This is a genomic window from Sphingosinicella sp., assembly GCF_013911755.1.
Lineage (GTDB): Bacteria > Pseudomonadota > Alphaproteobacteria > Sphingomonadales > Sphingomonadaceae > Sphingosinicella.
Genome location: NZ_JACESP010000004.1, coordinates 38603 through 51001 on the forward strand (window position 1 = coordinate 38603; position 12399 = coordinate 51001).

At 65.1% G+C, this 12399-nt stretch carries 12 protein-coding genes; 6 read left to right on the top strand and 6 right to left on the bottom strand.

Going from position 1 to position 12399, the window contains the following annotated elements:
* Window positions 1–14: 14 nt before the first annotated feature.
* The 3 genes from H2052_RS04400 to H2052_RS04410 all read right to left on the bottom strand — a co-directional run bounded on the left by H2052_RS04400 (window position 15) and on the right by H2052_RS04410 (window position 2424).
* On the bottom strand, window positions 15–1688 hold the full coding sequence (locus H2052_RS04400) for a SulP family inorganic anion transporter (RefSeq protein ID WP_087576069.1): 1674 nt from the start codon (window positions 1686–1688) through the stop codon (window positions 15–17).
* The gene (locus H2052_RS04405) at window positions 1685–2005 is read right to left on the bottom strand and encodes a helix-turn-helix transcriptional regulator (protein ID WP_087576070.1); all 321 of its coding nucleotides are present in this window, start codon (window positions 2003–2005) and stop codon (window positions 1685–1687) included. The genes H2052_RS04400 and H2052_RS04405 overlap by 4 nt, the downstream gene beginning before the upstream one ends.
* An 86-nt stretch (window positions 2006–2091) precedes the next feature.
* On the bottom strand, window positions 2092–2424 hold the full coding sequence (locus H2052_RS04410; protein ID WP_140404659.1) for a hypothetical protein: 333 nt from the start codon (window positions 2422–2424) through the stop codon (window positions 2092–2094).
* A 158-nt stretch (window positions 2425–2582) separates the two neighbouring features.
* On the opposite strand from H2052_RS04410, the gene H2052_RS04415 reads away from it, so the two are divergent.
* The 6 genes from H2052_RS04415 to H2052_RS04440 all read left to right on the top strand — a co-directional run bounded on the left by H2052_RS04415 (window position 2583) and on the right by H2052_RS04440 (window position 6955).
* Window positions 2583–4181: a phosphoenolpyruvate carboxykinase gene (locus tag H2052_RS04415; RefSeq protein ID WP_293778762.1), complete on the top strand. Its 1599-nt coding sequence runs from the start codon at window positions 2583–2585 to the stop codon at window positions 4179–4181.
* Window positions 4182–4251: 70 nt separating this feature from the next.
* Window positions 4252–4665, top strand: a complete 414-nt coding sequence (locus H2052_RS04420; RefSeq protein ID WP_006963505.1) for a DUF983 domain-containing protein — start codon at window positions 4252–4254, stop codon at window positions 4663–4665.
* Window positions 4662–5114 carry a GNAT family acetyltransferase gene (locus tag H2052_RS04425; RefSeq protein WP_006963504.1) on the top strand — a complete coding sequence of 151 codons (453 nt, stop codon included), beginning with the start codon at window positions 4662–4664 and terminating at the stop codon, window positions 5112–5114. Before H2052_RS04420 ends, H2052_RS04425 begins: the two co-directional genes overlap by 4 nt.
* 113 nt (window positions 5115–5227) lie before the next feature.
* Window positions 5228–6427, top strand: coding sequence for a cell division protein ZapE (zapE, locus tag H2052_RS04430; protein ID WP_081628127.1), 1200 nt, complete (start codon window positions 5228–5230; stop codon window positions 6425–6427).
* Complete coding sequence (locus H2052_RS04435; protein ID WP_006963496.1) at window positions 6424–6615, top strand: hypothetical protein; 192 nt, start codon at window positions 6424–6426, stop codon at window positions 6613–6615. The genes zapE and H2052_RS04435 overlap by 4 nt, the downstream gene beginning before the upstream one ends.
* A gap of 196 nt (window positions 6616–6811) precedes the next feature.
* The gene (locus tag H2052_RS04440) at window positions 6812–6955 is read left to right on the top strand and encodes a hypothetical protein (RefSeq protein WP_006963491.1); all 144 of its coding nucleotides are present in this window, start codon (window positions 6812–6814) and stop codon (window positions 6953–6955) included.
* A gap of 244 nt (window positions 6956–7199) precedes the next feature.
* On the opposite strand, the gene H2052_RS04445 is transcribed toward H2052_RS04440, so the two are convergent.
* The 3 genes from H2052_RS04445 to H2052_RS04455 all read right to left on the bottom strand — a co-directional run bounded on the left by H2052_RS04445 (window position 7200) and on the right by H2052_RS04455 (window position 12248).
* Complete coding sequence (locus H2052_RS04445) at window positions 7200–10277, bottom strand: hypothetical protein (RefSeq protein WP_006963489.1); 3078 nt, start codon at window positions 10275–10277, stop codon at window positions 7200–7202.
* A gap of 85 nt (window positions 10278–10362) precedes the next feature.
* Entirely contained in the window at window positions 10363–11652 is a 1290-nt protein-coding gene (locus tag H2052_RS04450; RefSeq protein WP_293778584.1) for a CsgG/HfaB family protein, read from the bottom strand.
* 65 nt (window positions 11653–11717) lie between these two features.
* Window positions 11718–12248 (bottom strand): hypothetical protein, encoded by a 531-nt coding sequence (locus H2052_RS04455; RefSeq protein ID WP_006963487.1) that lies wholly within the window; start codon window positions 12246–12248, stop codon window positions 11718–11720.
* Window positions 12249–12399 lie beyond the last annotated feature (151 nt).

Here is a 12399-nt window from a genome sequence, read left to right on the forward strand (position 1 = left end):
AGCCTGCGGCGAAATCAGGGACGTGGGGGCTCGGGGCTTTCGAGCAAGCGAAGCGCGAGCGCCTGGGCGTTGGCGAAGTCGGCCGCGTAGAAGAGCTTATCCGAGTGGCCACCGAGGCGGACACGCTCGAGCATCGCCTTTGGCTGTTGCCGGACACCCGAGAGCACGACCTGGGCGCCGGCAATATGCGCCTGTTCGATGAACTCCCCGAGCGCCTGCACGCCGCTGGCATCGAGCAGGGGCACGAGCCGCATGCGCAGGATGATCACCCTGGGCGACTGGCCAACACGGCGCAGCGTATCGAGAAGTTCGCCGGCGACCCCGAAGAAGAACGGCCCGGTGATGCGAAACACCTCGACGCCGGCCGGCAAGGCATCGCGCTGGTGGACATCCTCGGAATCAAAGTCGGGGTCCTGTGTGCCGCTGGCATCGACTTCGACCGTTTCGGCCATATGCGTCATGAACAGCAGCGACGCCAGCGTGACCCCGACGCCGATCGCGACGGTGAGATCGACCAGCACGGTGAGGCCGAAGGTGAGCAGCAGCACAGCCCGGTCGCTATTGGGCATCCGCAGCAGGGCGATGAACCGCTCATACTCACTCATGCCCCAAGCGACCATGAACAGGATCGCCGCCAGTGCCGTCATCGGCACGAAGGCCATGAGCTTCACCCCGAACAGGACGAACAGCAGCAGGAAGACCGCATGCATGATCCCGGCAACTGGGGTCTTGGCCCCGGACCGGATGTTGGTCGCCGTGCGGGCGATCGCACCGGTGGCGGGCAGACCGCCGAACAGGGCCGAGCCAAGATTGGCGACACCCTGGCCGATCAGTTCCTGATTCGAACGATGCCGGGTTCCGGCCATGCCGTCGGCGACGACCGCGGAAAGCAGCGCCTCAATGCCGGCCAGAAAGGCGATGGTGAACGCCGAAGGCAGCACGGCGCTGATCTTGGCGAGAGAGATTGCCGGTAGCGCAGGCATGGGCAGTCCGGCGGGAATGTCCGGAAAACGCGAACCGATCGTGTCGACCGGCAGCTTGAGCACGGCGACGGCGACCGAACTGACCACCACCGCGATCAGGAAACCGGGGAGCTTGGGCGCGAACTTGCGCAGGACGATGATGATCGCCAGCGCGCCGGCGCCGACCGCGACGGTGGCGGCATGGGTGGTCGATATGGCCCCAAGATAGGCCTGCCATTTGGGAATGAAGTCGGCCGGCACCTTGTCGATAGCCAGCCCAAGAAAATCCTTCACCTGGCTTGAGGCGATGATGACCGCGATCCCGGCGGTGAACCCGGTCACGACGGGATGGGGAATATATTTGATCAGCCGTCCGAGACGGAAAACGCCGGCGGCGATCAGGATCAAGCCGGCAAGCAGGGTCGCAACGAGCAGGCCATCATAGCCGTGCTGAGCGATGACGTTGAAGATGACGACAACGAAGGCGCCGGTCGGGCCGCCGACCTGAACGCGCGACCCGCCAAGCGCGGAGATCAGGAAGCCGGCGACGACGGCCGTCACGAGCCCCTTGTCGGGCGATGCGCCGCTGGCGATGCCAAGCGCCATCGCCAGCGGCAAGGCGACGATCGCAACGGTCAGGCCGGCTATCGCGTCACGCCAGAACGTGGCCGGCGCGTAACCCTCGCGCAGGGCGGTCACCAGCTTGGGTGTGTAGGAGGCCGTCATGGTTGAGGTTCCCTGGCGACCGTCTTGTCATACAGGATCGACTGGCTGAGCCCGATGCGTTTGCCGTCCACCCTTTCACTCAGGCGGACGCCGCGCCCGGTTGCTGTGCTCGGCGCGTTTTCCCCGATGATCTCGATACCCGCCCCCTCGAGCGCGGTGATCACCTTCACCAGCGTATCGACCACCCCGCGCACCTGCCCGGCCGAGGATTCCATGCGCTGAATGGTTGGCAAGGACAGTCCGGCGAGTTCAGCGAGCTGGCGCTGATCGAGCCCGAGAAGGGCGCGCGCAGCGCGCATTTGCTGCGATGTGATCATAAGGGCCTCGTGATGTTTAATACATCAAAATGTAGGATTAACAATTTAATGTGCGGTTGTATATATGCCTTATGCCATCCATTGAATCACCTTCTGCGGTCGTCAGTCCCGCAGATGCCGCGAACGCCGGGCGTTTGCCGGTGAACCGCATTGGCGCTCATCTGCGGCTTCTCCCGGGCTTGGCGGAAGATTTCAGGCCAAAGGATTTCCGGATCGTGGTGACGTTCCATCTTGCCGATGGAACTCTGGGCGAGGCCGAACTTAAACCCCATGAGGCGGCCGGTCTCATGTCGGAACTCGCCAAGGCCATCGACAGAGGCAATCATGCGGCACCGGGCATCACGCCGCGCGAAGCGCGCGAGAACCGTCATGCCTGATCGCCGCACCCGAAAGTCTTCGTCGCGCTTGCGGCCGGACACAAAAAATCATCGCGCCGGCAACGCCGCCAGCACGCTTTCGCGGGACGCTGACCGGGTCCGGCGTCCGAGATTGTCTCCGCGTTATGGACCGCCCGATCCCGCCAGCGACTGAAACGTCACTCCCTCCCCCATCATCAGACCAGAGAGGCACCGACCGCATGACCATGACCCTCACCCGGCCGCAAGCCGCCATCAAACCCGGCGCCCTGCTGCATGAGAATCTCGATACGCCGCAGTTGGTGGAACGCGCCCTGCAGCGCCTCGAAGGGCACATGTCGGAGCATGGTGCGCTGGTGGTCGAGACCGGAAAGCACACCGGGCGCTCGGCACAGGACAAGTTCATCGTTCGCGATGCCGAGACCAAGGACGATGTCTGGTGGGGACCGTCCAACAAGCCGATGACCGGAGAAGCCTTCGAAAAGCTCCGCGAGGATTTCACCAGGCATCTCGGCACGCTGGACGAGGTGTTCGTGCAGGATCTCTTCGGCGGTTCGCAGCCTGAATATCGCGTCGGCGTGCGGATCTTCACCGAACTGGCCTGGCATTCGGCTTTCGTGCGCACCATGCTGGTGCGGCCGACCGCGGACGAGCTGCGCGACTTCCAGGCGGACTACACCATCATCGACCTGCCGAGCTTCCGGGCCGATCCCGAACGGCATGGCTGTCGTTCCAAGACGGTGATCGCCATCGACTTCATGAACAAGCTGATCCTGATCGGCGGCACCGGCTACGCCGGCGAGATGAAGAAGGCGGTCTTCACGATCCTCAACTATGTCCTGCCCAGGCAGGGCGTGATGCCCATGCATTGCTCGGCCAATATCGGCCCCGACGGCGACACCGCGATCTTCTTCGGGCTTTCGGGCACGGGCAAGACCACATTGTCCGCCGACGCCTCGCGCACGCTGATCGGCGACGACGAGCATGGTTGGTCGGACACCGCCGTCTTCAATTTCGAGGGTGGCTGCTATGCCAAGATGATCCGCCTGTCGGCTGAAGCCGAACCGGAGATCTACGCCACGACGCGGCGCTTCGGGACCATCCTCGAAAACGTCGTCATGGATCCCGAGACCCGGACGCTCGACCTTGATGATGCCTCGCTCGCCGAGAACAGCCGCGGCGCCTATCCGATCCATTTCATTCCCAATTCCTCCTCCGAGAACATGGGACCAGTGCCCAAGAACATCATCATGCTGACGGCCGACGCCTTCGGCGTGCTGCCGCCGATCGCCCATCTCACGCCCGAACAGGCGATGTACCACTTCCTGTCCGGTTACACGGCCAAGGTGGCGGGGACCGAACTGGGTGTGACCGAACCCGAAGCCACTTTCTCGACCTGCTTCGGCGCCCCGTTCATGCCGCGCCATCCCAGCGTCTATGGCAACCTGCTGCGCCGGCGCATCGCCAAGGGCGGGGTCGATTGCTGGCTGGTCAATACCGGCTGGACCGGTGGCCAGTACGGCACCGGCTCGCGGATGCCGATCAAGGTGACCCGCGCGCTGCTGGGTGCCGCGCTGTCGGGCAAACTCAAGCGGGCGGAGTTCCGGATCGACCCCAATTTCGGCTTCGCGGTGCCGATCGCGGTGGAAGGCGTCGACAGCACGATACTCGATCCGCGCGCGACATGGGCAAAGGCCGAAGACTATGATCAGGCGGCACGCGGCCTCGCCGACCGTTTCCGCCGCAATTTCACGCAATTCGTCGCGCATGTCGACGAGAGCATCCGGGCTGCCGCGCCTCCCGGGATGTTTAATGCCTGATCTTATGCGCTCTCCCTTTGACACATTTGCAGAAGAGACAAAGTCCGCCACCTCGCCTGAAGCCGGCCCGGTGACCACAGCGGTCATCCTGCCTGCTTCGGGCTGGACGGCAATCTCGCGTGGCTTGCGCGGGCGCTGTCCCCGCTGCGGCGAGGCGCGCCTGTTCGGGCGCTTTCTCAAACCCATCCCGCGCTGCGTGCGGTGCGACCAGGACTGGACGCACCAACAGGCGGATGACTTTCCCGCCTATGTCTCGATCTTCGTGACCGGGCACCTGATGGCGCCGCTGATCATCGCCCTGGCCCGCGACGCGGACCTGTCCGTATCGGCCATGGTGGCCATCGTCCTGCCGCTCGCCATCCTCCTGATGATCGGGCTCCTGCAACCGGCCAAGGGCGTCATCATCGCCGTGCAGTGGTGGTTCGGCATGCACGGCTTCCAGAAGGAGCGCCCGGGACAGAGCCCGGACGACGCCGAAGCATGACGATAGAATTACGCACGCTTGTCCCAGGCGAAGTCGGCGATGCCGCAAGGCTGTGGGACGCGTGCGGACTGACCAGGCCCTGGAACGATGCCGCGGCGGATGCCCGCAAGGCGCTCGATGGCCCCGCCTCCACGATCATCGGGGCCTTCGCCGGACCACGCCTGATTGGGACGGCGATGTGCGGATGGGACGGGCATCGCGGCTGGATCTATTATCTGGGCGTCGATGCCGATTTCCGGCGCTGGGGGATCGGCCGCAAGCTCATCGGGCACTGCGAGGAATGGCTCGGCCGGTTCGGCGCGCTCAAGGTCCAGCTCATGGTTCGCGCCGACAATGCAGATGCTGCACGTTTCTATGAAGCGATCGGCTATGATGAAGACGCATTCCGGTTCTTCTATCGCCGCATCACTCGCGAGTGTCATCGCGAGCAGCAATCCGAAGCACCCTGAACGGTCTGGCCGAGTGATGCTTCAGGCCTGCGGCCGGTGGCGTCTGGCAACCTGCGCGGCTGATCCGAGCCGGTGGTACTTTTTCAGGCAGACAATATTTGGAGTAACAGGCCTTGCCACAGAGCAGAGTCATCGCACGTTACGAAGACGCTATTGCAACAGGACAGTTGCGCCCCGACGACGCACAGCGCCAGGTCGCGCTTCGGTTCGGCAAGGCTGTCACCGATCTGGAAATGCAGGCTCAGCGGCCTGGTCTCCTGGCCCGGATTAGCCGGCGCAAACCCGAACCCGTCCGCGGCGTCTATCTCTGGGGCGGCGTGGGGCGCGGCAAGTCGATGCTCATGGATCTGTTCTTCGATTGCGTCGACATTGCCGACAAGCGGCGCGTCCATTTCCATGAGTTCATGCAGGAAGTCCATGATCGGCTCCGCGTCGAGCGCGCCAGGGAAACCGGCGACCCGATCCTGCCAGTGGCCGATGCGATTGCCAGTGAAGCCCGGCTGATCGCATTCGACGAGATGATCGTCACCAACTCGGCTGACGCCATGATCCTCTCCCGGCTGTTTACCCGGATCATCGGCACTGGCGTGACCGTTGTTGCGACATCGAACCGGCCGCCTCGCGATCTCTACAAGAACGGCCTCAACCGCGAACATTTCCTGCCGTTCATCGCGCTGCTGGAGGACCGGCTCGACGTCCTTTCGCTCGATGGTCCCACCGATTATCGCCTTCAGCGCCTGGGGGGCTTCCAGACCTGGCATGTGCCCAACGGCGATGCCGCGACCGAGGCTCTGAGCCGGTCCTTCTTCCGGCTGACCGATTTCCCGGTTGAAGACCGCGAGCATGTTCCTTCGGAGACAGTGCCGATCAAGGGCGGCCGGGAACTGTTCGTCCCCAAATCCTTGAAGGGCGTTGCGGTTTTCTCGTTCAAACGCCTGTGCGGCGAGCCGCGCGGCATTCCTGACTACATGGCCCTGGCGCATCGGTATCACACCCTCATTCTGGTCGGTATTCCTGTCCTCGACGCCAACCGGAAATCGGAGGCGACCCGGTTCAAGACCCTGATCGACACGCTCTACGAAAATGGCGTCAAGCTGCTCGCGTCGGCTGATCGTGATCCCGACACCCTCTACTGCGCATCGGACGATGCGTTCGAATTCGAGCGGACCATCTCGCGTCTCAATGAGATGGGCTCTCGCGATTATCTCGCGCGTGGCCATGGCGTGAGCACCGACACGGAGAGCCTGCCGCTGGCTCAGATCCGCCAAGGTTCCGATCGCGCCAGTGCGGCAACAGAGGATATGCCGACATGAAGCCGAAGCCCAGTTTGAAGCCCACTGTCCGCAACAGTGAATTCTACCGCCATCGGCTCGACGCCTGTCTCGCCGAGGCTCAGGCGGCCTCGCTTCCGCTGGTCAGGGAACGCTCGCTGCGCGCGGCTGCCGCCTGGAAGGACATGTATGAGAAGGCGCAGCTCTTCGAACAGCGGTCGGGTCGCTGAGACAGGCCTGACCACCATCTCTGGGTGGTCCGCCATCCGACCAGTTCCGATCCCGATCGGGCGCGGACACTTCGCGCTGCTCCTCCCATCGGCTTCCTTCAGATGACCGATGAGAGAAGGTTCGTGAATTATGATGAGTCCCGCATGCCCGTGACGTGCCGGTCCTGGATTTCTGTCCCGTTTGAGGAGGGTCCCTGTGGTAATATTTGCGATCATTCTCATCTCCCTGCTGTTGCTCGTGCTGTTTTTCGCCGTGACCGTCGCGGGAGGACGTGCCCATGACCGGCAGAATGCACGCCGCAACAGCGAGCGCCACGACAAGGACAATTCGAGAAACTGACGCTTGGTCAAGCCGCCACGCCCAGGGGCTTCACGTGGTTCGTTCGACGCGGGAACGATAAACGGCATCATGAACCACCTCCCATAATTTGAGGATCTTCCGACTGAACGGGAGTCGCCTGCGATGAAGGCGGCACCCTGCCCAAGAGCGACAGACAAAAGGCCGCCACGCCGGGGGAAGCGTGACGGCCTTTCCCGCATGCGGCGGGCGGTCCAGGGGCTTGTGGCGCCGCCCGCCGCGCGGATCAGCGCGAGACCGTGACCTTGCTCGTGGCCGCGTTCCCTACTGCCGATGCGCTGATGCTGTTGCCCGAGATGCCAATCCGGCTCGTCGAAATATCCGGCGACGTGACTGTATAGGCCGCATTGGTAACCTGGGCCGTGACAGCGCCGCTATTGGTCTGGACGCTGCTGATGCCGGACGCCGGCAAGCTGCCGAGCGAAGCCAGCGTCACCATGTTGGTGGCGCTGTTGCCATAAGCGGCCGCCGAGACGCTGTTGCCGGTCACGCCAAGGCGGCTGTCGCTGACCCCGGCGCTGCCATAGCTGACCGAGACGGTCGGGCTCGCGACATAGGCCGACACCCCACCCGCGTTCATCTGGACGTTGGACAGGAGCGCGGGCGCCATGGCGCTGTTGAGCGCGCCGGTGGTGATCGAGGCGAGGTCCGGCGTGCAGTCGTCTTCGGCCACGCCGCTTACGGCGAGCATATTGGTCGCCATATTGCCGCGGGCCATGGCCGTGGTCACATTGCCATCGACGAGGCTGGAGGCATCGGACGAGGCGTGCGCGCCGATGCCATAGGCGCTGGTCGCCTGCGCACCGACAGAGGCATAGTTCGACTGCTGGTTGAGCAGGCCGGCGCTGGCGCCGCCCTGTACCGCCGAGGTCAGTGCAAGGCTGTTGGCCGCATTGTTCGCGACGGCCTCGGCCAGCGTCTCGTTGCCGCTCGCCTCGAAGCTGGAGCGAACGAACGACACCGAGGGATCCACGGACTGACCGGTCGTCACCGCCGTCGCGCTGACGCTACCATCGGCGATCTGGTTACTGGCGAGGACATGATCGCCCATGACCTGCGAGGCATAACCGACATCCACCAGCGCTGCCGCAGGCTCCCCGCTCAGCGATCCGGCGCTAAGCGTGTCGACCCCGAGACTGTTGGTCGCATCGTTCATATGGGCCCGCACCACATTGCTGTTGTTCGACAGGAGCAGGCTGGAATCGACCGCTGCCGTGGTCACTCCAAGCTGCATGTCGGAGACGGCATCGACATTGGTATAAGCGGCCTGGGTCGAGGACAGAGCCGATCCAGGCGCCGGCTCCTCGGCACCGCCCAGCGTCGTAGCGGCAATGGTCAGGCTGTTGGCCGCGCCGTTGCCGAGCGCCGAGGCGGTCTGGCTGTTGCCGGTGACCTTGAGCGCGGAACGCACCGCGCCGTTGCCGGCGGTCGCATCGAAGTCCCCATAGGCAGAGGCCTTGACCGCGACGGGAAGCTGATAGCCACCCCGGATCTCCTGGGTATTGGCCAGGGCATAGTCCGCCGCCGCGCCGACGCCGTAATCGAGCATGCCCGCCTGCGCATTTTCATGACCGCTGGCATTGGTCAGGCTATTGGCGGTGATGGCCATGCTGTTGGCGACCTCATTCTCGGTCGCGCTGGCGGTGAGGCTGTTGTCCGAGACGGTCAGGCTGGAATCGACCACATCGCCCGCAGCGGAAAGGATCGCTCCCGCGCGATTGCCCGCAGAGCCGACAGAGGCGCTGACCACGCCCTTGCCGAGTTGAAGGCTATTGAGATCGGCCGCTGTCGCAAGGCTGTTGGCATCGAGCGACAGCCCGTTCGTCGCCACATTGCCGCTGGCTTGCGCCCCAGCGCTGTTCCCCGTGATCGTGGCGTTCGATCGAACGATGCCGGTATCGACAGTAATCAGGGTCGCCGTGTCCGTCGCCTTTGCGGTGACGCGAGCCTGATTGAGCTGATCATTCTGGACGCTGAACGGCGCGGTGACGGTCATGATTCCATCGCCGTCGACCAGCGCGGTGCCGACCGGACCTTCCCCGCCGAAGCCTTCGCCGGCATCGACCACATTGGCCGTCACCGACAGGAGGTTGCCATCGGCGCGATTGGCGGTCGCCACCGCAATCACCGCATTGTCGCGGGCATCCAGGTTCGCCTCGACCGCATCGCCGGTGATGGCGATGCTGGCTCCGCCCTTGGCGAGCCCCTTCACGGGAATGGCTGCGGCTGACTGGACATTGGTGATGTTGGCGACGGCGCCGCCATCCCAGGCATTGTTGGCGATGGCATCGGCCGACAGATCGAGACCATTGGAAGACTGGTTGCCATAACCTGCCGCGACCAGGCTGTTGTCGCCATTGGTCACGTCCGAGGCGAAGGCGGTATCACCCACCTTGACGGCGAAGCCGCCATTGGCGCTCGCCGCCACGGCGCTGCCGACCCGCTGGTCGGCCAGCACGGCATAAGCGGCATTGACCGAAGGGTCGCTGGCATTGGCCTCGACGATCGAGGGCATGCCATAGCTCGCCGCCGCATCGAGCTGGACGGCGTCGATACCCAGTGCATTGCTCGCGCTGTTGCCATAGGCGACGGACCGCTGGAGATTGTCGCGCACATCGAGATCGCTGCGCGGGGCATCGGCGACCTTGAGCGCCGCCGTGCCGCTGAAGCGGGCCGCGACGGCAGCATCCCCGCCGACCGACTGGTCACTGACCACGCCGGCACCGGTGCCGACGGCAACGCCGGTGAGCGACAGGGTATCGGCAGCATCATTGGCCAGCGCAACGGCTTCCTGGGTGTTGGTGCTGACCGCAGCGCTGCTGTCGACCAGATCGCCAAGCCGCGCGCGAATACGGGAATTGGTGGTGGTGGCGGACACGGATGCGCCATCGGTTGCCTGGCGCGTGACGATGAGGGCCGGCGATTGCCCGTCGGTGCCGTCCGATCCGGTCGCCAGCCAGGTGCCGCCGGTCGCCGCTTCGAGATCGCGCGCATCAGGCGTCAGGGCGGCGCTGGCGCTATTGGCCCTCGCGGTGGCGCTGACGGCATTGCCGGTGACGGCGACGCTCGATCCATCGACCGCGCCAGTGGTTTCGACCAGGGGATTGGTCGCAGTGGCGCTGACCGGCGACCAGTCCTTGCTTTGATCGGTCACGATGACCTGCGCGCCGGTCGCGTCGATCCCCGGCGTGGGATCAGGCGTGGCGAAAGCGGGCGTGGCCAGCGAGCCGGCAAGGGCGAGAACCGCGCCGCCCATCAGGAGGCGCTGGCGGCGGGTCGAACAGGAAGATGCAGTCTGTTTCATGGGAAAATCCTTGTCTGAAGTTGTTCGAGAAACCGGGCATGCGGGTGTCGGGTGGGCGCCTCCTTTCGTGCGAGGGAGGAGACGATCAGCCAATGCGCAGGCGTGCGAGCCGCTGCAGGCCGGCGCCGGCGCGCTGGATGGCGGGATCGGTGGGACCGGGACGCCAGACCGGCGAGATCGCCGCTGCGGCGATGCCCTGCCTGGTGAGCGCGGCGGTCAGCGCCGCAATCCGGCGATCGGTCAGCGCCGCGCGCGCCTTGGGATCGAGCGTCTCACTGTCACGGGCGAGCAATGTCACGAAGACGCCGCCATGCTTGGCCGCCGCGACGATCCGGTCGATCGCCGCTTCCGCACCGCCCTGCAGGCTGTCGACACCGGTCTCGAACAGAAGCGGCACATCGACCGCCGCGCTGTCATCGCCACCGCCGGCAGGGCCGTTGAGCGCCGGACCATCGGCGGCGAGGCGCTGCCGCAACGTCGAGGTGGCCGCGATCCCCTGCACGGACGGCGCGAGTGGCACGCTCGCCGCCCAGCTTGCCTGGCTCATGCAAGGCTCGGGATCGACCCTGGCCACCGCGCCGATAAGGCGCATCGTCGCTTCCTCGAGCGCGGTGCGGATACCGAGCTGGAGCGGTTCCTGACCCTTGGCGCCGATATTGATGTCGAAGAGATTGGAGCCGAAGAAGCGGAAGATGCCGAAGCCGGTCTCATAGCCGGTGAACTGCTTGGTGAGGCTGACCGTGCGCACGACGAGCAGCGAGCGGGTATCGACGATGCGCAGATCGAGCGCGACGCTCTGGGTATAGGTTCGCGCCTTCGGGCCGACCGAATTTACGCCGGTTTCGATGCCGCCCGACCGGATGTCGTAATTAAGTTCGGTGATGCCGCCGACGATGTAATAATCGGAAGCCGCTATGCTCCCGCCGAAATAGGGCAGCCAGGGCACGACCTGCCGCCCCGACGGACCGGCAAGATCATGGACCTTGCCGTCGCCCAGTTGCCGGCGGTCAGCATAGGCCAGTTCGCGCTCGGCGATGACCGGATCGAAGCGCTCGGCGATCCGCACCGAGCCGCGCAGCTTGCCGAGCGCAGACGCCACCATGAGCGCGCCGCCCTGGGTGATCGCATTGCCTTCGTTGACCGAATATTTGCCGGTATAGTCGCGCACATCGCCGACCGCGATGACCGGCGGCTTGTTTCCACGCGATCCGAGCCAGCCCGCATAGCAGGCAAGCGCCGCGTCCATCGGCGTGCGATTGTCGCGCACCGGCGGCCCGACGACGATCGGTTCCTCGCCGATCCCGATCCGCTGCTGGGTCATGCTGGCGCAGCCGGGCAGCGCCAGGGCCAGGAGCGGCAGCGCAACCCCTCGCACGCCCACACCCCGCAGCCCCATCCTCTTCCCGGCCAGTTCCCGGCGGCCCGCCGTTGCCACGCCCATCAGTTGAGCGCTCCGAACGTGCAGCCGGTGGAGCCGGTGACGCTGGCGCTCTGGGCGCCGCTGTTCGACTGGGTGGAATTGAGCGCCTGCCAGGCGGTGCCATCGACCGCGACCGTCGTCCCGCCCGAGACCGAAGCGGAGACGAGGCCGCTGTTGCTCTGGCCCGAGCTGCTGCTCCCGGCGCCCTCGACACTGCTCGAACTGCTATTGCCCTGCGCGCCGGAGGTCGCGCCGGTGGTGGTCGGCGAATGGGCGAGCGCCGTCTGGCTGTCCACATTGCCGGTCGCAGTCGCGGTGACGCCGCAATTATACTGGCGCTCGATCGTCGTCGTGTAGGTCGGGCTCGCATAGCCGCCCGCGCGCCGCTTCTCCATGATGTCGAGGATCGCGGCTTGGTTGGCGCGGTCGGCCGAGGTGCGGAATTGCCAGGCGGCGCTTTCGCCATAATTGTTGGCGAGCGCCGGCGCTGCAAAAACGAGCGCGGAGAAAAGCGCCAGAGTGGCTCTTCCTCCTGGTGCAGAAGAGATCATGAGCATCATCCCCCGAAGGGCCGCGGCACCGTGCCGGGGCTTCGGGGGCCATCAAGAGAGCCATGAAATCAGCGGAGGCAACAGCGCGTTGCGGGCGTAAAAGACCGGCGTGGAAAGACAGGCAATGGCGTAGGAAGCAAAGAGCGGCGTG

Bases quoted from the DNA above. Each gene is read 5' to 3' on its own strand.
- H2052_RS04400 (WP_087576069.1), bottom strand. From the start codon at position 1,688: ATGACGGCCTCCTACACACCCAAGCTGGTGACCGCCCTGCGCGAGGGT.
- H2052_RS04405 (WP_087576070.1), bottom strand. From the start codon at position 2,005: ATGATCACATCGCAGCAAATGCGCGCTGCGCGCGCCCTTCTCGGGCTC.
- H2052_RS04415 (WP_293778762.1), top strand. From the start codon at position 2,583: ATGACCATGACCCTCACCCGGCCGCAAGCCGCCATCAAACCCGGCGCC.
- H2052_RS04425 (WP_006963504.1), top strand. From the start codon at position 4,662: ATGACGATAGAATTACGCACGCTTGTCCCAGGCGAAGTCGGCGATGCC.
- H2052_RS04435 (WP_006963496.1), top strand. From the start codon at position 6,424: ATGAAGCCGAAGCCCAGTTTGAAGCCCACTGTCCGCAACAGTGAATTC.
- H2052_RS04445 (WP_006963489.1), bottom strand. From the start codon at position 10,277: ATGAAACAGACTGCATCTTCCTGTTCGACCCGCCGCCAGCGCCTCCTG.
- H2052_RS04455 (WP_006963487.1), bottom strand. From the start codon at position 12,248: ATGATCTCTTCTGCACCAGGAGGAAGAGCCACTCTGGCGCTTTTCTCC.